Origin of the sequence: Pseudomonas hunanensis, assembly GCF_013393325.1 — a bacterium.
Lineage (GTDB): Bacteria > Pseudomonadota > Gammaproteobacteria > Pseudomonadales > Pseudomonadaceae > Aquipseudomonas > Aquipseudomonas putida_P.
Genome location: NZ_QJRC01000088.1, coordinates 177,602 through 198,702, shown reverse-complemented (window position 1 = coordinate 198,702; position 21,101 = coordinate 177,602). Strand labels below are relative to the sequence as shown.

Genomic DNA, 21,101 nt, shown 5'->3' with positions numbered 1-21,101 from the left:
GGCAGTGCTTTCAGGTCGCGGCAAGCGGACCATGTGACCCTCGTATTATTGTGTTCTGGGTTGAGACCGAGCTTAGCCTTGTTCATTTTTTTACACAACACCTCCGTAAAAAATAAAACACGGTGCACCGGAGATAGCCCTTTACGCGGTAAATAGCGGATAATGCTTTGCCCCGATATGCAGCAAATCTGCCGTAGATGTGCCATTTCAGGGCATCATGGGGTTGGCTTGACATCAGTATGGCTTTTCGATTGACTGGTCCTGCAAGCCCCCCTTGATTGATATTTTTAACAACAAAGGTGTTGCATCATGTCGGTACCCCCGCGTGCCGTTCAGCTTAACGAAGCGAACGCGTTCCTTAAGGAACATCCTGAGGTTCTCTACGTTGACCTTCTGATTGCAGATATGAATGGTGTGGTGCGTGGCAAGCGCATTGAGCGCACCAGCCTCCACAAGGTTTACGAGAAAGGCATCAACCTGCCGGCCTCCCTCTTCGCCCTGGACATCAACGGTTCCACCGTCGAAAGTACCGGGCTGGGCCTGGACATCGGCGATGCTGACCGCATCTGCTATCCAATCCCCGACACGCTCTGTAACGAGCCGTGGCAAAAACGCCCCACCGCCCAGCTGCTGATGACCATGCACGAACTGGAAGGCGAGCCATTCTTCGCCGACCCACGCGAAGTGCTGCGTCAGGTGGTGAGCAAGTTCGATGAATTGGGCCTGACTATCTGCGCCGCATTCGAACTGGAGTTCTACCTGATCGACCAGGAGAACGTGAACGGCCGCCCGCAGCCACCACGCTCGCCAATTTCGGGTAAGCGCCCGCAGTCGACCCAGGTGTACCTGATCGACGACCTCGACGAATATGCCGACTGCCTGCAGGACATCCTCGAAGGCGCGAAAGAGCAAGGCATCCCAGCCGACGCCATCGTCAAGGAAAGCGCCCCGGCGCAGTTCGAAGTCAACCTGCACCACGTGGCCGACCCGCTCAAGGCCTGCGACTACGCGGTACTGCTCAAGCGGTTGATCAAGAACATCGCCTACGACCATGAAATGGACACCACCTTCATGGCCAAGCCCTACCCGGGCCAGGCAGGCAACGGCCTGCATGTACACATTTCCGTGCTGGACAAAGATGGCAACAACATCTTCACCAGCGAGGATCCCGAGCAGAACGCCGCGCTACGTCATGCTGTCGGCGGTGTGCTCGAGACCCTGCCCGCGTCCATGGCGTTCCTTTGCCCGAACGTCAACTCGTACCGCCGCTTTGGCGCACAGTTCTACGTGCCGAACGCGCCAAGCTGGGGCCTGGACAACCGCACTGTCGCACTGCGCGTGCCAACCGGCTCGGCGGACGCTGTACGTCTCGAGCACCGCGTGGCCGGTGCCGACGCCAACCCGTACCTGATGATGGCTGCCGTGCTGGCAGGCGTGCACCATGGCCTGACCAACAAGATCGAGCCAGGCGCGCCGATCGAAGGCAACTCGTACGAGCAGCTGGAGCAGAGCCTGCCGAACAACCTGCGTGATGCCCTGCGCGAGTTGGACGACAGCGAGATCCTCAACAAGTACATCGATCCTAAGTACATCGACATCTTTGTCGCGTGCAAGGAGAGCGAGCTGGAGGAGTTCGAACACTCGATCTCCGACCTCGAGTACAACTGGTACCTGCATACCGTGTAAACGAAAACGCCGCCCACAAGGGCGGCGTTTTTCATTCCAGGCCGTGTCGCCTGCTTCGCGGGTAAACCCGCTCCCACAGGGATAGCGCCAGCCTCAGGTCCGGTGAAGATCCTGTGGGAGCGGGTTCACCCGCGAAGAGGCCGGCACAGGTTTACAGGGCCTTCTCGAAAATCTTCGAATTACGCTGGTAGTTGTACAGCGAAGCCCGCGCCGCCGGCAGCCGCTCTACCCCACTCGGCGCAAAGCCGCGCTCGCGGAACCAGTGCGCAGTGCGCGTTGTGAGCACAAACAAGGTATTCAAGCCCATCTGCCGCGCCCGGCTCTCGATGCGCTCCAGCAGCTCGTCCCCACGCCCACCATGGCGGTACTCCGGGTTCACTGCCAGGCACGCCAGCTCCCCCGCCTCGGAATCGGCAATCGGGTACAGCGCCGCACAGGCGATGATCATGCCTTCACGCTCGACCACGCTGAACTGTTCGATCTCGCGCTCCAGCACCTCGCGCGAACGGCGCACCAGAATGCCCTGTTCTTCCAGCGGGCTGATCAACTCCAGCAAGCCGCCAACGTCCTCGATGCTCGCCTCGCGCACCACTTCGAACTGCTCCTGCGACACCAGCGTACCGCCACCACCACGGGTGAACAGCTCGGTCAGCAGCGCACCATCCTCGGCATAGCTGACGATATGGCTACGTGCCACGCCGCCTTTGCAGGCCTCGGCTGCGGCATCCAGCAGTTCGCCCTGGTAATCGCTGCCCAGGCGCTGCAGATGCGGGGCAACCTGCTGCGGGCGCAGTTCGCGCACCAGTTTACCGTCGGCGTCCAGCAGGCCAGGCTCGGCGCCGAACAACAGCAACTTGTCGGCGCCCAGCTCGATGGCCGCACGGGTAGCCACGTCTTCGCAGGCCAGGTTGAAAATTTCCCCGGTAGGCGAGTAGCCCAGGGGCGACAACAGGACGATGGAACGCTCGTCGAGCAGACGGCTGATGCCCTTGCGGTCGACCCGGCGCACTTCACCGGTGTGGTGGTAATCAACCCCTTCAAGCACGCCAATCGGCCGTGCGGTCACCAGGTTGCCGGATGCCACGCGCAAGCGCGAGCCCTGCATGGGCGAAGCGGCGATATCCATCGACAGGCGCGCTTCGATGGCCAGGCGCAGGGCGCCGACAGCATCGATCACGCAGTCCAGCGTGGCGGCATCGGTAATGCGCATGCCCCGATGGTAGTGCGGGGTCAGGCCGCGATCGGCCAGGCGGCTTTCGATCTGTGGGCGCGAACCATGTACCAGCACCAGGCGCACGCCCAGGCTGTGCAGCAGTACCAGGTCGTGGACGATATTGCCGAAGTTAGGGTGCTCCACCCCATCGCCAGGGAGCATGACCACGAAGGTGCAGTCGCGATGGGCATTGATGTACGGGGAGGCATGACGCAGCCAGTTGACGTAATCGGGCATGACAGGGCCTGTGGATAAGTGGACGGAGAACGGCGATACAGGGGGCGTTCAGAATCATCGTCGGAACAGGCTTGCGGTCACGCGCGGTCTCCTCTAGGCAGGAACGAATCAGTTCGATTGACGTTTAGTGCAGGCAATAGTGCCGAATCAAGTCACGCAATAGACGCACGGTAGGCTCGATTCGTGACATTTCAAGGTATTCGCCGGGCTGGTGGGCACAGGCGATGTCGCCAGGGCCCAGCACGATGGTCTGGCAACCCAGCTGCTGAAGATAAGGCGCTTCGGTGCCGAACGCCACCGCTTCGGCGCGGTGGCCGGTCAGCCGTTCCGCGACGTGTACCAGCTCGGCATCGGCGGCCTGTTCGAACGGCGGCACCTCCGGGAACAGTGGCGCGTAGTCGATGCGTACATCATGACGCTCCGCCACGGGCACCAGCTTTTCGCGAATGGCCGCGCGCAGTTGCTCCACGTCCATGCCCGGCAGCGGCCGCAGGTCGAATTCCAGGGCACATTGGCCGCAGATACGGTTGGGGTTGTCACCCCCGTGGATGCAACCAAAGTTCAGGGTCGGGGTCGGCACGGTGAACTGCGGGTTGCGGTAGGTTTGCTGCCATTGCTGGCGCAGGCCCATCAGCTCGCCCATCACCGCGTGCATGGCTTCCATGGCGCTGCGGCCCAGGCTTGGGTCCGACGAATGGCCGCTGCGCCCAAGGATGTCGATGCGGTCCATGAGAATGCCCTTGTGCATGCGGATCGGCCGCAGCCCGGTAGGCTCACCGATAACCGCCGCACGACCAAGAGGCTGGCCGGCCTCGGCCAGGGCGCGGGCGCCGGACATGGAGCTTTCTTCGTCACAGGTAGCGAGGATCAACAGCGGCTGCTTGAAGTCGTGCTCCAGCAGCGGGATGACCGCTTCGATGACCAGGGCGAAGAAGCCCTTCATGTCGCAGCTGCCCAAGCCAACCCAACGGCCATCGGCCTCGGTCAGCTTCAGCGGGTCGCTGGCCCACAGCTGTTCGTCATACGGAACGGTATCGCTGTGCCCGGCCAGCACCAGGCCTCCCGGGCCGGTGCCGCGACTGGCCAGCAGGTTGAACTTGCCGGGGCTGACCTGTTGGATGTCACACCTGAAACCCAAGTCGCCCAGCCAGCCCGCCAGCAGGTCGATGACCTGGCGGTTGGACTGGTCCAGCGCGGGATGGGTGCAACTGACCGAAGGCGCGGCGATCAAGGCGGCGAACTGGTCTTTCAGCGTCGGCAACGGCATGCGCGTACTCCTCGGAAGCGTTGCCCATCATAGGACTATCCGCTGTCTGGAATAAACCGTTGAGGGCGGACTGCTGTAGACTCTCCGCCAACCACGCCCCCTCTTTCGAGTCTGTGATGCACAAAGAAACCGAACTGAAGCTCCGCGCCAGCCGCGAGACCCTTGCCGCCCTGCGCGAGCACCCTCTGCTGAAAAAGCGCAACAAGTCCGGCTGGCAGACCCGTGAACTGCTCAACCAGTACTTCGACACCCCCGAGCGTGAGTTGTCCGCCGCCCGTGTCGCGCTGCGCCTGCGCCGCGATGGCGACGCCATCATCCAGACCCTCAAATGCCGCGGTACCAGCGTGGCCGGCCTGTCCGAGCGCAACGAGTACGAATGGAACCTGGACAAGGTCAAGCTCGACCTGAAAAAGCTGGACGCCACTTGCTGGCCCGAGCAGTTGGCCAACCTGGACAAGAAAACCATCAAGCCGCTGTTCACCACCGACTTCAGCCGTGAATACGCCGAAATCGCCTGGGGCCGTGGCAAGAGCAAGGTGGTGATCGAGGCGGCGCTGGACCAGGGTTTCGTGATCGCCGGCAAGCGCAAGGAAGAGATCTGCGAGCTGGAGCTGGAGCTGCGCGAAGGTGACCCGCAAGCATTGCTGGAACTGGCCGCCGAACTCGCCGCCAGCCTGCCACTGATGCCCTGCGACATCAGCAAGGCCGAGCGCGGCTACCGACTGCTGGAGCCGGACAGCTACGAGCTGGGCCTGCCGCATACCGAGCTGGAAGCCGAAATGGCCTTGGACGACGCCTATGCCGCCCTGGCCTGGCAGCTGCTGGGCAGCAGCCAGCGCCTTGCCGAGCAGTACCGCCACAACGGCCACTGGCGCCTGCTGCAGGACTGGGTCGAGTGCCTGAGTGAACTGCGTGCCCTCACCGCCAGCCTGGGCCAGGCGGCACCGCGCGCGACCACCCGCGACCTGCGCGCCAGCCTTGACGCGCTGCTCGAAGACTGGCGCCCGCTGGTTCAGGCCGGCAACGATGACGAAGATATCCGCCGCGCCGCGCCCGAGCAGTTCGCCGAAGAGCTGGAAGACGTACGCTGGGGCCAGTTCTCACTGGAAACCTCGCGCTGGCTGCTGGCCCGCGCCTGGACCACAGAGCGCAAGGGCCGTGGCGAGCGCCAGGGCAAGGCGCAGCTGGCCAGCTGGCTGGGGCACCTGCTGGGCGAGGAAGGCCGAGCGTTGAAGCTGCCACTGTACACCCAGCGCCCGGAAGACCTGGCCGAGCAGTTGCCACGTATCGAGCAACTGCTGGCCTGGCTGCACCACGCCCGCCAGGTGCTGGAAGCACCGCAAATGGACCGCCTGTATGGCGACCTGAAGAAGCTGCATGAGCTGGCCGAACTGCCGATCAGCGATGAAGTGCTGGAAGCGCGTATCGAGCAGGCTCGGGCAGTGGATCAGAGTCGCGGTTGGAAGCACCTGCTCAAGGCTTGATCCCCTCTGGAGGCTAACACAGCCTTTGTAGGAGCGGCCTTGTGTCGCGAAAGGGGTGCGAAGCACCCCCAGGATTTGTGCAATTAAGCTGATATTGCTGGGGCCGCTTTGCGGCCCTATCGCGACACAAGGCCGCTCCTACAAGGGACCGCGCCAGCAGGTTTGAAGCTGCCTCACCGCGACAGTGGCAGGCTGGTGGTGGACTTGATCTCCGACAGCGCCACAATCGAGTTCACTTCCTGAATGCCCGGCACGTTCGACAGCTTTTCGAAGAAGAAGCGCTCGTAAGCTTCGATGTCCGATGTGACGATGCGCAGCAAAAAGTCCACAGACCCCATTAGCACATAACACTCCAGCACCTCCGGAAACCCGCGGATCGCCTCGGTGAATTCGGTAAAGTTGGAACGCCCGTGAGCATTGAGCTTCACCTCGGCAAAAATCTGCGTGTTCAGGCCGACCTTCTTGCGGTCCAGCAAGGTTACCTGCCCGCGAATTACCCCCTCTTCCTTCAACCGCTGAATACGCCGCCAGCACGGCGATTGCGAAAGCCCCACGCGCTCGGCGATCTGTGCACTGGACAGTGAAGCGTCCTCTTGCAGTAGTTCGAGAATACGGCGATCGTAGGCGTCCAGCTGGCTGTGCATTGATATGCCTCCAAATACGCGACCTATGAATTGATCAATTCGCAAAGCCCGCGAAAAGATCAAATCATAGCGAAAAAATACCCCGACCAACGTGCAAGAATTTCTCCCACATTTGCGGAGACCAGCATGAACGCACAGCCCCGTACCGACGCCTGGGCCGCCAACAACGCCCACAGCACCGTGCACTATCGCCTGCAGGCCGAAGCCGAGCCTGACAGCCTGTGCCGGGTGCTCAACCTGTTCGCCCTGCAATTCCTGACCCCGCACAGCGTGCAGGTCAACCAGCAGGGAGACTGGCTGAACATTGAAGTCGGCATCGGCGGTTTGAGCTGGCACCGGGCCGAGGTGATTGCGCAGAAACTGCGTAACCTGGTGTGTGTTGGCGAAGTAAGCCTGACCAACCTGCAACGGGTGGAACTGGCCGCGGTCTGACAGCGCTGCTGTGGCTGTGCAGCAAAACCCCGAAACCTTTCACCTCCGATGCCTCTGCGCCGCCCGGCTAGCCTTGATCAGCACGCTCTCATCAGGCACGGACGCCCACCATGCATACCCCCGACAGCCCGGCACTCGACCTCAACTGCGTGCTCGAAGCTCTGCTCGCCGACCAGCGCTTGCATGCCAACGACACCTTGCAAGTACTCGAACACGCCACCACCCACCCCACAGGCCACCCGCTGGAGCAGATCGCTGCTTGCAGCCTGGAAGACCGCCACCACACCGGCCAACCCCTGGACCTGGACCACCTCTGCCAATGGCTGGCCAACAAGGTTGGCCAGCCCTACTTGCGCATCGACCCCATGCAACTCGACCTGCCCCAGGTCGCCGGCTTGATCTCCCCTGCCTTCGCCCAGCGCCATGGCATTCTCATCGTCGCCGCCGATGCGTCCAGCGTTACCGTCGCCAGCGCCCAGCCCTATCAGGATGACTGGCAGGCAGACCTGGCCCGTAGCCTCGGCAGATCAGTTCGGCGCGTGCTGGCCAGCCCGCTACAGATCCGCCAGTCCGGGCAGTCGTTTCAGCATCTGGCCCAATCGGTAAAAGGCGCGCAGTACCAGCAGTCGACGAGCCTGGGCGAACTCGAGCAATTGCTGGAACTGGGCAAGCGCCAGGCCGAGGCCGGTGCCGACGACGCGCACATCGTGCATATCGTCGATTGGCTGCTGCAGTACGCCATTGAACAGCGCGCCAGCGATGTCCACTTGGAGCCCCGCCGCGAACAGGGCCAGCTGCGTTACCGCATTGACGGCCTGTTGCACACTGTCTATGCCTTCCCAGCCAGCGTCACCCTGGCGCTGGTCAGCCGCCTGAAACACCTGGGCCGCATGGATGTGGCAGAAAAGCGCCGGCCGCAGGACGGTAGGTTGCAAAGCCGCCTGCCAGGCGGCAGTGAAGTGGAGCTGCGGCTATCCACCCTGCCCACCCCGTTTGGCGAAAAACTGGTGCTGCGCCTGTTCGACCCGCAGCAGCTGCAGGAGGGCTTCGACCACCTCGGCCTGCAAGGCCAGCAATTGGCCCAGTGGCAAGGCCTGCTGCACCAGCGCCAGGGCATTATCCTGGTGACTGGCCCCACCGGTTCCGGCAAGACCAGCACCCTGTACGCCAGCCTCAAGCTGCTGGCCACGCCGCAGGTCAACCTGTGCACCATCGAAGACCCCATCGAGCGCCTCGACCCTGCCTTCAACCAGCTGCAGGTGCAGCCCGCGCTGGACCTGGGTTTTGCCAACGGCGTGCGGGCCATGCTGCGCCAGGACCCGGATATCATCATGATCGGCGAAATCCGTGACCGCGAAACCGCCCTGGTGGCGGTGCAAGCTGCACTCACCGGGCACCTGGTGCTGTCGACCCTGCATACCAACGATGCTTGCGCAGCAATCACACGCTTGCTTGAGCTGGGCGTAGCCGACTACCTGATCAAGGCGACGCTGATCGGGGTCATGGCCCAACGCCTGGTGCGCACCGTGTGCACGGACTGCCAGGCACGTTCATCAGCCACTTGCCAAACCTGCCGAGGCACCGGTTTTCATGGGCGCACGGGCTTGTTCGAGCTGTTGCAGCCCAGCGAAAGCCTGCGTGCATTGATCGGTCCCCACGCCGACCTGGCACATTTACGGCGCCAGGCACTGGCCGACGGCCTGGTTGACCTGCGTCGCTGCGGAGAAGCAAAGGTGGCTAGCGGACAGACCCGTGCGGAGGAAGTGCTACGCGTCTGTAACTGACGAAAAGTCCTTTGTATTCAAGGAACTTGCCTCGTCCGAAAAGATCCAACCGCGCATCTTCAACCCTCACCCTTCGAGGTGTTTCAACATGCGTCTCAAAACCGCCATCGCCGCCGCTGCCTTGCTCTCGCTGCCTATCGGCTCGGCCATGGCCGATACCTTCTGGCGTAACGTGATGACTTCCGGTGCCACTACGGCATCGAGCTACCTGACCTCGCGCGACCACAAGCTGGTCGTGGCCGCGCAGGATGACGCCAGCAGCTTCGTCGCCAGCGAAGGCGCGATTCGCGGGCCGTTCCTGGAAGCGGCCATGCGCCAGGCACGGGCAGAGAACCCGGGGATGCAAGCGTCCGACATGGAGCTGGCCAATGCCATCCTGGCGAAGAATGCGGTAGCCGAGTAACCGCGTCGTCTGCGTCGCGGGCAAGCGCCCGCGACGCACCCACCACCGAACTCAGCGATACGCCTCCACCGGCACACAAGCACAGAACAAATTCCTGTCCCCATACACGTTGTCCACCCGGTTCACCGCCGGCCAGTACTTATGCTGGCGCGCATGAGCACTGGGTGCCACTGCCTGCTCCAGGCTATACGGCCTGTCCCACACCCCCAGTACATCCGCCAGGGTATGCGGCGCATGTTTGAGCGGGTTGTTCTCCGCTGGCCAGTTGCCCTCCTGCACCTCGGCAATTTCCGCCCGAATCGCCAGCATGGCCTCGACAAACCGGTCCAGCTCGGCCTTCGATTCACTTTCGGTCGGTTCCACCATCAGCGTGCCCGGCACCGGGAACGACATGGTCGGCGCATGGAAGCCATAGTCCATCAGGCGCTTGGCGACATCCTCCTCGCTGATGCCGGTCAGGGCCTTCAACGGCCGCAGGTCGAGGATGCACTCATGCGCCACACGCTGGTTTCGCCCGCGATAGAGCACCGGGAAAGCACCTCCCAGCTGGCTGGCCAGGTAGTTGGCCGAGAGAATCGCTACCTCGCTGGCATCGGCCAGCTGCGGGCCCATCATGGCGATATACATCCAGCTGATCGGCAAAATGCTTGCGCTGCCCCAGGGCGCGGCACTGACCGCGCTGTTGTTCGGGTCCAACCCCGGCACCGGCACCACAGGGTGGCTGGCGACGAACGGCGTAAGGTGCGCGCGAATACCAATCGGCCCCATGCCCGGGCCGCCGCCGCCATGGGGGATGCAGAAGGTCTTGTGCAGGTTCATGTGCGAAACATCGGCCCCAATGTCCGCCGGGCGCGCCAAGCCCACCTGGGCATTGAGGTTGGCACCGTCCATGTACACCTGGCCGCCGTGCTGGTGCACCACCTCGCAAATTTCGCGTATGCCCTCTTCGTACACGCCATGGGTCGAGGGGTAGGTGATCATAAGGCACGACAGGCGCTCCCCCGCCGCGTGGGCTTTGGCCTTGAGGTCGGCCAGGTCGACGTTGCCATCGTTGTCGCAATCGACGATCACCACTTCCATGCCAGCCATCTGCGCTGACGCCGGGTTGGTACCGTGCGCTGACGACGGGATCAGGCACAACGTGCGCTGCGGCTGGTGACGGCTGCGGTGGTAGCGGGTTATCGCCATCAGGCCGGCGTACTCGCCCTGAGCACCGGAGTTGGGCTGCATGCAGATGGCATCGAAGCCTGTGATCGCGCACAGCCAGCTTTCCAGCTCGTCGATCATCGCCTTGTACCCGCTGGCCTGGGACGCTGGGGCAAACGGATGCAGGTGAGCGAAACCGGGCCAGGTGATGGGTATCATCTCGCTGGTGGCGTTGAGTTTCATGGTGCAGGAGCCCAGCGGGATCATCGACTGGTTAAGCGCCAGGTCCTTGTTCTCCAGCTGCTTGAGGTAGCGCAGCATCTCGGTTTCGCTGTGGTGTAGGTTGAATACCGGGTGGGCAAGCAAGGGGGTGCGCCGTACCAGGCTGGCGGGAATGCCTTCAGGCAGGGCCAACTGGTCGAGGGCGGCGATTTCCAGGCCGTGATCCACGCCTAGGAAAATATCGAGCAGGCGCAGCACCGTATGCTCGTTGCACGTTTCATCCAGGCTCACGCCCAAATGCCCGCGCCCTAGAATGCGCAGGTTGATGTGCGCCGCTTCGGCGCTTTCGATGATGGCCGCCTGCGCCCCGCCAACATCCAGGGTAAGGGTGTCGAAGAAGTGCTGGTTGAGCCGCTTGATGCCTTTGGCCTCAAGGCCGGCGGCCAGGATGAAGGTCAGCCGGTGCACGCGCTGGGCGATGCGTTGCAGGCCTTCCGGGCCGTGGTACACCGCGTAGAAGCCGGCAATGTTGGCCAGCAGCACCTGGGCCGTGCAGATGTTGGAGTTGGCCTTCTCGCGGCGGATATGCTGCTCGCGGGTTTGCAGGGCCATACGCAATGCCGTGTTACCACGGGCGTCGCGCGATACGCCGATGATGCGCCCCGGCATGGCCCGTTTGTAGTCGTCGCGGCAGGCGAAATAGGCCGCGTGGGGCCCGCCGTAGCCCATCGGCACACCAAAGCGCTGGGTCGAGCCCAGCACCACATCGGCACCCAGTTCCCCCGGTGGCGCCAGCACCACCAGGCTGAGCAGGTCGGCCGCCACGCAGGCCAGGGCCTGTTGGCTGTGCAACTGGTCGATCAGCGGGCGCAAGTCGCGCACTTCGCCATGGGTGTCGGGGTACTGCAGCAAAGCGCCGAACACCGCGTGATTGGCAAGGTTATCCACAGCATCGACGATCAGCTCGAAGCCGAAGCCCTCGGCGCGGGTCTTGAGTACCGACAGGGTCTGCGGGTGGCAGTGTTCGTCGGCGAAGAACGCGTTGCTCTTGTTGCGCGCCACCCGCTTGGCCAGGGCCATGGCCTCGGCGGCGGCGGTGGCTTCATCGAGCAGCGAGGCATTGGCCAGGGCCAGGCCGGTGAGGTCGATGACCATCTGCTGGAAGTTCAGCAGCGCCTCGAGCCGGCCCTGGGCAATTTCCGGTTGGTAGGGCGTGTAGGCGGTGTACCAGCCGGGGTTTTCCAGCACGTTGCGCAGGATGACCGTGGGGGTGATGGTGCCGTGGTAGCCCATGCCGATCAGGCTGGTCCACACCTGGTTCTGTTCGGCGTAACCGGCGAGCTTGGCCAGGGCGGCCTGTTCGTCCAGCGCCGCCGGCAGGTCGAGGGGGCGATTGAGGCGGATGTCAGGCGGTACGGTCTGCTCGATCAGCTCGTTGCGGCTGGCGACGCCCAGCACCTTGAGCATGGCCTGCTGCTCGGCGGCATCGGGGCCCAGGTGGCGACGCAGGAAAGGGTTGAGCTCTTGCAGTTGATGCAGGGATGGCGACTGGGACATGACGACGCTCTCTTCCTAGACCGGGTCTCATGGAGACTTACAAGTCTAGGAAGGGATTGCCGATTCTGCGGGGAAACTTGCTCACAGGCCTGGCCTCTTCGCGGCTAAAGCCGCGAAGCAGGCGACGCGGTGTTACTCGCCGATAGCTGCTGCGTAACCAGCAGCGTCAAGCAGCTTGTCCAGCTCGGCCTTGTCGCTTGGCTTCAGTTTGAAGATCCACGCGCCGTACGGTTCTTCGTTGAGCTGCTCTGGGCTGTCGGCCAGTTCTTCGTTGACGGCAATCACTTCACCACCGATCGGGGCGTAGATGTCCGAAGCGGCCTTGACCGACTCGACCACGCCGGCAGCGTCGCCAGCGGCGAATACCTTGCCGACTTCGGCCAACTCGACGAACACCACGTCACCCAAGGCTTGCTGGGCGTGGTCGCTGATACCCACGGTCACGCTGCCGTCGGCTTCCAGGCGAGCCCATTCATGGCTTTCGGCAAAACGCAGGTCGGCGGGGATATTGCTCATGTCTTGAATTCCTCGATTGGCTCAGCGGTACGCCCGCCGGTTGATAATTGTTCAGATCAGGATCTTGCCGTGGCGCACGAAGGTCGGTTTGACCACCCGCACCGGGTACCATTTGCCGCGAATTTCCACTTCGGCCCGGTCACCGGTCGCCATGGGCACGCGCGCCAGGGCAATGGACTTGCTCAGCGTAGGTGAGAAACTACCACTGGTGATCTCCCCTTCGCCAATCCCGGCTACGCGCACCACCTGGTGGGCACGCAGCACGCCGCGCTCTTCCAGCACCAGACCGACCAGTTTCTCCTGCACACCGCGCTCGATTTCCGCCAACAGGCCGGCACGGCCGATGAAGTCGCGCTCGGCGGGCTCCCAGGCGATGCTCCAGCCCAGGTTGGAAGTGAGCGGAGTGTGGTTTTCGTCGATGTCCTGGCCGTACAGGTTCATGCCGGCTTCCAGGCGCAACGTATCGCGGGCGCCAAGGCCGCTCGGGGCAATGCCGGCGCCGACCAGGTCGTTGAAGAAGGCCACTGCTTGATCGCCTGGAAAGATGATCTCCAGGCCGTCTTCACCGGTGTACCCGGTGCGGGCAATGAACCAGTCACCTTCGGCGACGCCTTCGAACGGGCGCAGTTCACGAATCAGGGCCGCGCGTGCAGGGCTGAGCAAAGCGGCGACCTTTTCGCGGGCATGCGGCCCCTGGATGGCGAGGATGGCCAGGTCGGGACGGGGCTGGAAGTTCACGGCGAAACCGGCCCGCTGCTGCTCTAACCAGTCGAGCACTTTGGCTCGGGTGGCGGCATTGGTGACCAGGCGGTAGCCGTTTTCCATGCGGTAGACGAGCAAGTCGTCGATTACCCCACCCTGCTCGTGGAGCAGCGGGCTGTACAGTGCCTTGCCGACGTCGTCGAGGCGGGCCACGTCGTTGGCCAGCAAACGCTGCAGCCAAGCGGTGGCATCGGTGCCGTCGACATCGATCACGGTCATATGGGAAACATCGAAGACGCCGCAGTCGCTGCGCACCTGATGGTGCTCCTCGACCTGCGAGCCATAGTGCAGGGGCATGTCCCAGCCACCGAAATCGACCGTCTTGGCGCCTAGCGCCAGATGCAGGTCATACAAAAGCGTGCGCTGTCCCATGGGTTTCTCCTTCCGGGCGTGGCGAAGCGGCGGCGGTCGATGACGTGGGTCGTCAGCTCTTGTTGTAAGTACCCGCCGCGCGAATGCCGCGCATTGTAGCCGCAAGGTCGCCAGCTGGCACCCTCAGTGACTGTGACCGGGTCGACGTGCCGAGCGGCGGATCAGGCCGATGACCGGCAACAGGCCCACCAGCACCAGCGTCAATGCTGGCAGCGAGGCACGCGCCCACTCGCCCTCGCTGGTCATCTCGAATACCCGCACGGCGAGGGTGTCCCAGCCGAACGGTCGCATCAGCAAGGTGGCTGGCATTTCCTTGAGCACGTCGACGAACACCAACAATGCCGCGCTAAGGGCACCGGGTACCAGCAGCGGCAGATACACCTTGAAAAACAATCTTGCGCCACCGACACCGAGGCTTCGGGAGGCTTCGGGCAGTGACGGGCGAATGCGTTCCAGGCTGCTCTCCAGTGGCCCGTAAGCCACTGCGATGAAGCGCACCAGGTAGGCCAGCAGCAACGCCGAAAGGCTGCCTAGCAGCAGCGGCTTGCCGGCCCCGCCCAGCCAGCTGGACAGCGGGATGACCAGGTGGTTGTCGAGGTAACTGAAGGCCAGCATGATCGACACCGCCAACACCGAACCGGGCAAGGCATACCCCAGGTTGGCCAGGCCAACCCCGGCGCGAATACCGCCGGTCGGCGCCTGGCGCCGGGCAAAGGCCAGCAGCAGTGCCACGCATACCGTGACCAGCGCCGCCATGCCGCCCAGGTACAGGGTGTGCAGCACCAGGCCGACATAACGCTCGTCCAGGTCATGCCGACCGCGCTGCCAGAACCACACCAACAGTTGCAGCAGTGGGATGACAAAAGCGCAGGCGAACACCAGCAGGCACCAACCACTGGCCAGCAACGCCTTGACCCCACGCAGGTGATACAGCGCCTGCGCGCGCGGCCGTTCGTTGCCACTGCGGCTAGCACCGCGCGCGCGGCGCTCGCCGTACAGCACCAGCATGACGGCCAACAGCAGCAGGCTGGCCAGTTGGGCTGCACTGGACAAGCTGAAGAAGCCGTACCAGGTCTTGTAGATGGCAGTGGTGAAGGTGTCGAAGTTGAACACCGCCACCGCACCGAAATCGGCCAGGGTTTCCATCAGTGCCAACGCGATGCCGGCGCCGATCGCCGGTCGCGCCATGGGCAGTGCCACACGCCAGAATGCCTGCAGGGGCGACAGCCCGAGCACCCGCGCCGCCTCCATCAGGCCCTTGCCTTGGGCCAGGAACGCCGTGCGTGCCAGCAAGTAGACATAGGGGTAGAACACCAGCACCAAAACGATGATCACCCCGCCGGTGGAACGCACCCGAGGCAGGCGCATTGGCCCGAACACTTCACGCAGGGCGCTTTGCACCGGCCCGGCGAAGTCCAGCAGGCCGACGAAGACGAACGCCAGTACATAGGCCGGGATGGCGAACGGCAGCATCAGCGCCCAGTCCAGCCAGCGCCGACCGGGGAACTCGCAGAGGCTGGTGAGCCAGGCGAGGCTGACGCCCAGCACGGTGACGCCGATGCCTACACCCACCACCAGCGTCAGGGTATTGCCGAGCAGGCGAGTCATCTGGGTGTCGAGCAGGTGCGACCAGATCTGCAGATCAATCGATTGCCAGGACAGCAGCAGCACGCTCAGGGGCAGCAGCACCAGGGCGGCGATCAAGGAGACCGGTAAGTACCAGCGGCGTTGGGGGGTGTGGGGCAAGTTGACTGTCTCTGTGGCTGATTTGCGACCGCTCGGCGGTCGTTCGCGGGCATGCCCGCTCCCACAGGGGCCGCAGGATGCTTGAATCCTGTGCAGTTCCTGTGGGAGCGGGCGTGCCCGCGAAAGGGCCCTGATAGGCCCCGGAAGGATAAAGCCTGGCGCTTAGTTGTAGCCAGCCCGATCCATCAGGCGAATGGCTTCAGCCTGGCGCTTGCCAGCGATTTCCACTGGAATGCTGTCGGCCTTGAAGCTGCCCCACGCAGCCACTTCATCCGATGGTTTGACCTTCGGGTTGGCCGGGAACTCCTGGTTGATGTCGGCGAACAGCTTCTGCGCTTCTTCACCCGTCATCCATTCCACCAGCTTTTTCGCGGCTTCCGGGTGCGGTGCATGCTTGGTCAGGCCAATACCCGACAGGTTCACGTGCACCCCACGATCACCCTGGTTGGGCCAGAAGATCTTCACCGGCAGGTTCGGGTTCTGCTTGTGCAGGCGGCCGTAGTAGTAGGTGTTGACCACACCCACGTCACACTGGCCGGCCTCGATGGCCTGGATCACCGCGTTGTCGTCGGAGAACACATCGGTGGACAGGTTGTTGACCCAGCCTTTGACGACTTGCTCGGTCTTCGCCTCACCGTGGGTTTCGATCAGGGTGGCGGTCAGCGACTGGTTGTACACTTTCTTCGCGGTGCGCAGGCACAGGCGGCCTTCCCACTGCTTGTCAGCCAGGGCTTCGTAGGTGCTCAACTCCTCGGGTTTGACCCGCTCGGTGGAGTAGATGATGGTGCGAGCGCGCAGGCTCAGGCCGGTCCAGTCATGGGACGAGGCGCGGTACTGCGGCGGAATGTTCTGGTCGATGATGTCGGACTTGATTGGCTGCAGAATGCCCATCTGCTCGGCCTGCCACAGGTTGCCGGCATCGACGGTCAGCAGCAGGTCGGCCACGCCGTTGTCGCCCTCGGCCTTGATGCGCTGCATCAGCGGGGCTTCCTTGTCGGTGATGAACTTGATCTTGACCCCGGTCTTGGCGGTATACGCATCGAACACCGGCTTGATCAGCTCGTCGATGCGCGAGGAGTACACCACCACTTCGTCCGCTGCTTGGGCGGTGCCGCCGAACAGGGTCAGGGCCAGAGCGGCCAGTAGGGGCTTGCGTGGCAACATGTGAAGCACTCCTCGGATCGTTTGAGAGGTGCAAATGGTAGTGAATCCCATTTTCTGGCTCATCTACCTAGCCGTTACCGGATGTTGCAGAGGGGGCTGCTGCGCAGCCCATCGCGACGCAAGGCCGCTCCTACAGGGCCCGAGTGACCTCTGGCCTTGTGATATCCCTGTAGGAGCGGCCTTGTGTCGCGATGGGCCGCAAAGCGGCCCCAGCAATCTCAAGCCTTGGCCAAATCCGGCAGGTCCCCACTCAAACCCAGCGCCTGGCGCACAAACACCGCCTTGGCCTCCGGCATCTTCTCCACCAGTTTCAACCCACTATTTCGCAACCAGCGCAACGGCAGCGGATCAGCCTGGAACAACCGTTCGAACCCTTCCATGGCCGCCATCAACGCCAGGTTGTGCGGCATGCGCCGCCGTTCGTAACGGCTCAACACCTTCACATCCGCCAACCGCTCGCCACGCTCGCAGGCATTGACCAGCACCTCGGCCAGCACCGCGGCATCCAGGAAGCCCAGGTTCACACCCTGCCCCGCGAGCGGGTGGATGGTGTGCGCAGCATCGCCGATCAACGCCAGGCCCTCATCCACATAACGCTTGGCGTGGCGCTGGCGCAGCGGCACGCACACCCGAGGGTCGGCCTGCAGCACATGGCCCAGGCGCCCCTCGAAGGCACGTTCCAGGGCCTGCAGGAAGGCCGCTTCATCCAGCGCCATCAACTGCTCGGCATGTTCCGGGGTAGTCGACCACACAATCGAGCACCAATCCTGCTGGCCATCGCGGACCAACGGCAGGAAAGCCAGCGGCCCCTCATCGGTGAAGCGCTGCCAGGCCGTACTCTGGTGCCCGGCACTGCAGCGCACACTGGTGACGATGGCATGGTGCAGATAATCCCACTCGCGGGTTTCGCAGCCGGCCAGGCGCCGCACCGCCGAGTTTGCTCCGTCGGCGGCGATCACCAGCGGTGCACGCAGTTGCCGGCCATCGGCCAGGGTCAGCAGCCACTCATCGCCAGAGCGGCGCAATTGTTCCAGCCGCGCATTGGCCAGCAGGCCGATGTCGCTGTCATGCAGGCGCTCCAGCAGGCCATCCTGCACCACCCGGTTCTCGACGATATGGCCGAGCACCTGGGCATGCACGCTGGCCGCCGAGAAGTGAATCTGCCCGGTTCCACTGCCATCCCACACCTGCATGTCGGTGTACGGCGTGGCACGCCGCTGGGCAATGCCTTCCCAGGCGCCAAGGCGCTCGAGGATGCGCTGGCTGGCCGCCGACAGCGCGCTGACACGCGGCTCGAACGGGGCCTGGGCGTCGAAGGGTTTGACCGTCAGCGGGCCACCATCGACCAACAGGATTTGCAGGCCACTGTGGCGCAACGCCAGGGCCAGGGCGCTGCCGACCATACCGGCACCGACAATCAACAGATCTGCGCGCATTTCCATGCCTTACGCCTGCCTCGCTTGCGGCTTGAGCCGCACGTATAGGGTTTTATCGACCCGCGCCACCAGCTCGCCGGCACCATCGCGGATATCGACCTGCAAACGCGGCAGGCACTTCTTGCCGGTGGCGGTCTGCTGGCGGATGTCGGCCAGCAGCGCATCATCGACGTGGAATTCGGCATACACCGGGCCTTTGCCCGGCGAGATGAAATCGATGCTGGCGGCCTTGTCCCAGACGATGTAGTCGCGCCCCAGCTGCTCGATCAACAACAGCATGTAGAACGGGTCGACCATGGCATACAGGCTGCCACCGAACTGGGTACCGACGTAATTGCGGTTCCAGCGCGTCAGTTTCATCGCCACCTTGACGCTGCGCAGGTCCGGGCTGATGTGCTGCACACGGATACCGGCGCCCAGGTACGGTGGGTAAAGGTTCAGCAGCCAGCGCAGCATGCGCGCCCGACGTGCCAGTTTACGCGGGTTGCTCATGCCTGGCCCCGCGAATCAGGGCGGGTGCCCAGGCCCATGGCCTGGCGGGCGAACCAGCTTTTTGCCGGTGGCAACAGGTCGAGCCCGAGCAGGCCAAGGTTGCGCCCGGCGGCCAGCAGCGGCTGGTTGCTGCCGAACAGGCGGGTGACCTGGTCGGAGAAGCCAATTGTCATGGCCTGGTCCAGGCGCTGGCGCTGGTGATAGGCCTGCAGCGTGGTCAGGTCGCCAGGCTGCTGCGGGCCGGCCAGCAACGCTTCGGCCAGCGACTGCACGTCACGCAGCGACAGGTTGAAGCCTTGGCCGGCGATGGGGTGCAGGCTGTGCGCTGCGTTGCCCAGCACCACCAGGTGCGGCCGCACCTGCTCCTGGGCCTCGATCAACGACAGCGGGTAGAGGTGCCGTGCGCCCACCTGGCGCAGCGCGCCCAGGCGATAGCCGAACACTCCCTGCAGCTCGCGCAGGAAGCTGCGCTCGTCGATGTCAGCCAGACGCCGTGCATCCATGCCCTGACGGGTCCACACCAATGCGCAGCGGTTTTCCGGCAGCGGCAGCAGGGCCATGGGGCCCTCTTCGGTGAAGCGCTCGAAAGCCTGGCCACCGTGGGCTTCACCCGGGGTGATGTTGGCGATCAACGCACTCTGCTGGTAAGGCGTGTGGCGCACATGGATACCCAGCTGCTCGCGCAGGCCGGAGCGGCCACCGTCGGCCAGTACCGCCAGGTCGCATTCCAGTTGGGTGTCATCGTTGAGCCGCAGGCGGTAACCGCCTTCGATGGCCTGCATCGCGGTCACTTCCGCCGGGCAGCGCCAGCTCACCACCTCGCTGTCCAGCCCTTGCCACAGGCACTGCCCGAGCCAGGCGTTCTCCACCACGTAACCCAGCGCCGGGACTCCCTCTTCCAGGGCATCCAGGCGGGTGGCGCCAAAGCGGCCACGGTCGGATACGTGAATCTGCCGGATCGGCTCGGCGCGGCGGCCGATGGCTTGCCACAGGCCAAGTTGTTGATAGATCTGCTGGGTGCCGAATGACAACGCCGACGAGCGCGCATCGTAGCTGGGCTGAAAGCTGTCGCCGGGAGCGAACGGCTCGATCAGCAGGATCTTCCAGCCACGCGCCTTGGCCCCTGCCTGCAGCGCCAAGGCCAGGCTTGCACCCACCAGGCCACCACCGATGATCGCCAGGTTTACCCGGTTCATGCCGCGTCCTTGCGGGCGGCCTGCATCAGCGCCTCGATCTCGGCAACCGTGCGCGGCACGCCCGAAGTCAGGATTTCACAACCTTGCCTGGTCACCACCACGTCGTCCTCGATCCTTACCCCAATGCCGCGCCACTTCTTGGCCACGGCCTGATTGTCGGCGCCAATGTAGATCCCCGGCTCCACGGTCAGCGCCATGCCGGGTTCCAGCACCCGCCATTCGCCGCCCACCTTGTAGTCGCCCACGTCGTGCACATCCATGCCCAACCAGTGCCCGGCGCGGTGCATGTAGAAGGCGCGATAGGCCTCGCTGTCGATCAGCGCCTGCACATCCCCTTCCAGCAAGCCCAGCTCCACCAGGCCAGCGGTGATCACCCGTACGGTCGCCTCATGGGCGTGGTTCCAGTGTTTGCCGGGGGCGATTTCGGTAAACGCCGCCGCCTGGGCCTTGAGCACCAGCTCGTAGATGGCCTTCTGCTCGGGCGAAAAGCGCCCGCTGACCGGGAAGGTGCGGGTGATGTCGCTGGCGTAGCAGTCGATTTCGCAGCCAGCGTCGATCAGCACCAGGTCGCCATCCTTGAGCGGCGCGTCGTTCTGCTGATAGTGCAGGATGCAGCCATTGCGCCCGGCCGCGACGATTGAGCCGTAGGCCGGCATCTTCGCCCCGCCCTTGCGGAATTCGTAGTCCAGCTCGGCTTCCAGGCTGTATTCGTGCAGCCCGGCCCGGCAGGCCTGCATGGCCCGCACATGGGCCCGCGCCGAAATGTCTGCGGCCGCGCGCATCACCTTCACTTCCGCCGCCGATTTATACAGGCGCATGTCGTGCAGCAGATGATCCAGCGCAACGAACTCGTTCGGTGGCTGGGCGCCCAGGCGTGCCTTGGAGCGGATCACGTTGATCCAGTCCATCAGCCGGCGGTCGAATTCGGGGTTGCTGCCCATGGCGCTGTAGACCCGCTCACGGCCTTCGATCAGGCCCGGCAAGATCTCATCGATGTCGGTAATGGGGAAGGCATCGTCGGCGCCGAAATCGCCCACCGCGCCTTCCTGGCCGGCCCGCAGGCCGTCCCACAGCTCGCGCTCGGGGTTGCGTTCACGGCAGAACAGTACATATTCGCCATGCTCGCGCCCCGGTATCAGCGCAATCACCGCCTCAGGCTCCGGGAAGCCGCTGAGGTACTGGAAGTCGCTGTCCTGGCGGTACACGTGCTCGACGTCACGGTTGCGGATGGCAACCGCAGCGGCGGGCAGAATGGCGATGCTGTTGGGGACCATCTGCGCCATCAGCGCCTTGCGCCGACGGGCATACTCGGCCTTGGGTATGTGGCTCATGGGCAGACTTC

The 21,101-nt window shown here is 63.9% G+C and carries 17 protein-coding genes; 5 read left to right on the top strand and 12 right to left on the bottom strand.

The window, feature by feature from the left end; translation table 11 throughout:
- Window positions 1-309: 309 nt before the first annotated feature.
- A complete protein-coding gene (locus DM807_RS14135; RefSeq protein ID WP_012274738.1) occupies window positions 310-1,686 on the top strand; it encodes a glutamine synthetase family protein in 1,377 nt (458 codons plus the stop codon).
- 151 nt (window positions 1,687-1,837) lie between these two features.
- On the opposite strand, the gene argA is transcribed toward DM807_RS14135, so the two are convergent.
- Both argA and argE read right to left on the bottom strand, forming a co-directional pair.
- Window positions 1,838-3,136, bottom strand: coding sequence for an amino-acid N-acetyltransferase (gene argA / locus DM807_RS14130; protein WP_012274739.1), 1,299 nt, complete (start codon window positions 3,134-3,136; stop codon window positions 1,838-1,840).
- A gap of 124 nt (window positions 3,137-3,260) precedes the next feature.
- Window positions 3,261-4,403 carry an acetylornithine deacetylase gene (argE, locus tag DM807_RS14125; protein ID WP_179027470.1) on the bottom strand — a complete coding sequence of 381 codons (1,143 nt, stop codon included), beginning with the start codon at window positions 4,401-4,403 and terminating at the stop codon, window positions 3,261-3,263.
- 116 nt (window positions 4,404-4,519) lie between these two features.
- Between argE and DM807_RS14120 the strand changes: the two genes are divergently transcribed.
- On the top strand, window positions 4,520-5,887 hold the full coding sequence (locus DM807_RS14120) for a CYTH domain-containing protein (protein WP_012274741.1): 1,368 nt from the start codon (window positions 4,520-4,522) through the stop codon (window positions 5,885-5,887).
- A 173-nt stretch (window positions 5,888-6,060) separates the two neighbouring features.
- Here the strand turns inward: DM807_RS14120 and DM807_RS14115 are convergent, their stop codons facing one another.
- Window positions 6,061-6,531, bottom strand: coding sequence for an Lrp/AsnC family transcriptional regulator (locus DM807_RS14115; protein ID WP_012274742.1), 471 nt, complete (start codon window positions 6,529-6,531; stop codon window positions 6,061-6,063).
- A 126-nt stretch (window positions 6,532-6,657) separates the two neighbouring features.
- Between DM807_RS14115 and DM807_RS14110 the strand changes: the two genes are divergently transcribed.
- The 3 genes from DM807_RS14110 to DM807_RS14100 all read left to right on the top strand — a co-directional run bounded on the left by DM807_RS14110 (window position 6,658) and on the right by DM807_RS14100 (window position 9,150).
- Window positions 6,658-6,963 (top strand): hypothetical protein, encoded by a 306-nt coding sequence (locus DM807_RS14110; protein ID WP_179027469.1) that lies wholly within the window; start codon window positions 6,658-6,660, stop codon window positions 6,961-6,963.
- A gap of 110 nt (window positions 6,964-7,073) precedes the next feature.
- The gene (locus tag DM807_RS14105; RefSeq protein WP_060493206.1) at window positions 7,074-8,747 is read left to right on the top strand and encodes a GspE/PulE family protein; all 1,674 of its coding nucleotides are present in this window, start codon (window positions 7,074-7,076) and stop codon (window positions 8,745-8,747) included.
- An 88-nt stretch (window positions 8,748-8,835) separates the two neighbouring features.
- Window positions 8,836-9,150 carry a DUF2388 domain-containing protein gene (locus DM807_RS14100; protein WP_060493205.1) on the top strand — a complete coding sequence of 105 codons (315 nt, stop codon included), beginning with the start codon at window positions 8,836-8,838 and terminating at the stop codon, window positions 9,148-9,150.
- Window positions 9,151-9,201: 51 nt separating this feature from the next.
- Here the strand turns inward: DM807_RS14100 and gcvP are convergent, their stop codons facing one another.
- The 9 genes from gcvP to pepP form a co-directional block, all read right to left on the bottom strand.
- Entirely contained in the window at window positions 9,202-12,075 is a 2,874-nt protein-coding gene (gene gcvP, locus DM807_RS14095) for an aminomethyl-transferring glycine dehydrogenase (protein WP_012274746.1), read from the bottom strand.
- 132 nt (window positions 12,076-12,207) lie between these two features.
- Window positions 12,208-12,591: a glycine cleavage system protein GcvH gene (gene gcvH / locus DM807_RS14090; RefSeq protein WP_012274747.1), complete on the bottom strand. Its 384-nt coding sequence runs from the start codon at window positions 12,589-12,591 to the stop codon at window positions 12,208-12,210.
- A gap of 51 nt (window positions 12,592-12,642) precedes the next feature.
- The gene (gene gcvT, locus DM807_RS14085) at window positions 12,643-13,725 is read right to left on the bottom strand and encodes a glycine cleavage system aminomethyltransferase GcvT (RefSeq protein ID WP_012274748.1); all 1,083 of its coding nucleotides are present in this window, start codon (window positions 13,723-13,725) and stop codon (window positions 12,643-12,645) included.
- 123 nt (window positions 13,726-13,848) lie between these two features.
- Window positions 13,849-15,471: an ABC transporter permease gene (locus DM807_RS14080; protein WP_060493204.1), complete on the bottom strand. Its 1,623-nt coding sequence runs from the start codon at window positions 15,469-15,471 to the stop codon at window positions 13,849-13,851.
- A gap of 162 nt (window positions 15,472-15,633) precedes the next feature.
- Window positions 15,634-16,635 carry an extracellular solute-binding protein gene (locus DM807_RS14075; protein ID WP_012274750.1) on the bottom strand — a complete coding sequence of 334 codons (1,002 nt, stop codon included), beginning with the start codon at window positions 16,633-16,635 and terminating at the stop codon, window positions 15,634-15,636.
- Between the two features lie 218 nt (window positions 16,636-16,853).
- Complete coding sequence (locus tag DM807_RS14070) at window positions 16,854-18,071, bottom strand: 2-octaprenyl-3-methyl-6-methoxy-1,4-benzoquinol hydroxylase (protein ID WP_176729469.1); 1,218 nt, start codon at window positions 18,069-18,071, stop codon at window positions 16,854-16,856.
- 9 nt (window positions 18,072-18,080) lie between these two features.
- The gene (locus tag DM807_RS14065) at window positions 18,081-18,563 is read right to left on the bottom strand and encodes a DUF4442 domain-containing protein (RefSeq protein ID WP_012274752.1); all 483 of its coding nucleotides are present in this window, start codon (window positions 18,561-18,563) and stop codon (window positions 18,081-18,083) included.
- Window positions 18,560-19,759 carry a 2-octaprenyl-6-methoxyphenyl hydroxylase gene (gene ubiH, locus DM807_RS14060; protein ID WP_012274753.1) on the bottom strand — a complete coding sequence of 400 codons (1,200 nt, stop codon included), beginning with the start codon at window positions 19,757-19,759 and terminating at the stop codon, window positions 18,560-18,562. The genes DM807_RS14065 and ubiH overlap by 4 nt, the downstream gene beginning before the upstream one ends.
- Window positions 19,756-21,090 (bottom strand): Xaa-Pro aminopeptidase, encoded by a 1,335-nt coding sequence (pepP, locus tag DM807_RS14055; RefSeq protein WP_060493203.1) that lies wholly within the window; start codon window positions 21,088-21,090, stop codon window positions 19,756-19,758. Before pepP ends, ubiH begins: the two co-directional genes overlap by 4 nt.
- Window positions 21,091-21,101: the final 11 nt, after the last annotated feature.

What these genes read in the sequence shown, in the direction of transcription:
- DM807_RS14135 (WP_012274738.1), top strand. Translation starts at nt 310, where the DNA reads ATGTCGGTACCCCCGCGTGCCGTTCAGCTTAACGAAGCGAACGCGTTC.
- argA (WP_012274739.1), bottom strand. Translation starts at nt 3,136, where the DNA reads ATGCCCGATTACGTCAACTGGCTGCGTCATGCCTCCCCGTACATCAAT.
- argE (WP_179027470.1), bottom strand. Translation starts at nt 4,403, where the DNA reads ATGCCGTTGCCGACGCTGAAAGACCAGTTCGCCGCCTTGATCGCCGCG.
- DM807_RS14120 (WP_012274741.1), top strand. Translation starts at nt 4,520, where the DNA reads ATGCACAAAGAAACCGAACTGAAGCTCCGCGCCAGCCGCGAGACCCTT.
- DM807_RS14115 (WP_012274742.1), bottom strand. Translation starts at nt 6,531, where the DNA reads ATGCACAGCCAGCTGGACGCCTACGATCGCCGTATTCTCGAACTACTG.
- DM807_RS14110 (WP_179027469.1), top strand. Translation starts at nt 6,658, where the DNA reads ATGAACGCACAGCCCCGTACCGACGCCTGGGCCGCCAACAACGCCCAC.
- DM807_RS14105 (WP_060493206.1), top strand. Translation starts at nt 7,074, where the DNA reads ATGCATACCCCCGACAGCCCGGCACTCGACCTCAACTGCGTGCTCGAA.
- DM807_RS14100 (WP_060493205.1), top strand. Translation starts at nt 8,836, where the DNA reads ATGCGTCTCAAAACCGCCATCGCCGCCGCTGCCTTGCTCTCGCTGCCT.
- gcvP (WP_012274746.1), bottom strand. Translation starts at nt 12,075, where the DNA reads ATGTCCCAGTCGCCATCCCTGCATCAACTGCAAGAGCTCAACCCTTTC.
- gcvH (WP_012274747.1), bottom strand. Translation starts at nt 12,591, where the DNA reads ATGAGCAATATCCCCGCCGACCTGCGTTTTGCCGAAAGCCATGAATGG.
- gcvT (WP_012274748.1), bottom strand. Translation starts at nt 13,725, where the DNA reads ATGGGACAGCGCACGCTTTTGTATGACCTGCATCTGGCGCTAGGCGCC.
- DM807_RS14075 (WP_012274750.1), bottom strand. Translation starts at nt 16,635, where the DNA reads ATGTTGCCACGCAAGCCCCTACTGGCCGCTCTGGCCCTGACCCTGTTC.
- DM807_RS14070 (WP_176729469.1), bottom strand. Translation starts at nt 18,071, where the DNA reads ATGCGCGCAGATCTGTTGATTGTCGGTGCCGGTATGGTCGGCAGCGCC.
- DM807_RS14065 (WP_012274752.1), bottom strand. Translation starts at nt 18,563, where the DNA reads ATGAGCAACCCGCGTAAACTGGCACGTCGGGCGCGCATGCTGCGCTGG.
- ubiH (WP_012274753.1), bottom strand. Translation starts at nt 19,759, where the DNA reads ATGAACCGGGTAAACCTGGCGATCATCGGTGGTGGCCTGGTGGGTGCA.
- pepP (WP_060493203.1), bottom strand. Translation starts at nt 21,090, where the DNA reads ATGAGCCACATACCCAAGGCCGAGTATGCCCGTCGGCGCAAGGCGCTG.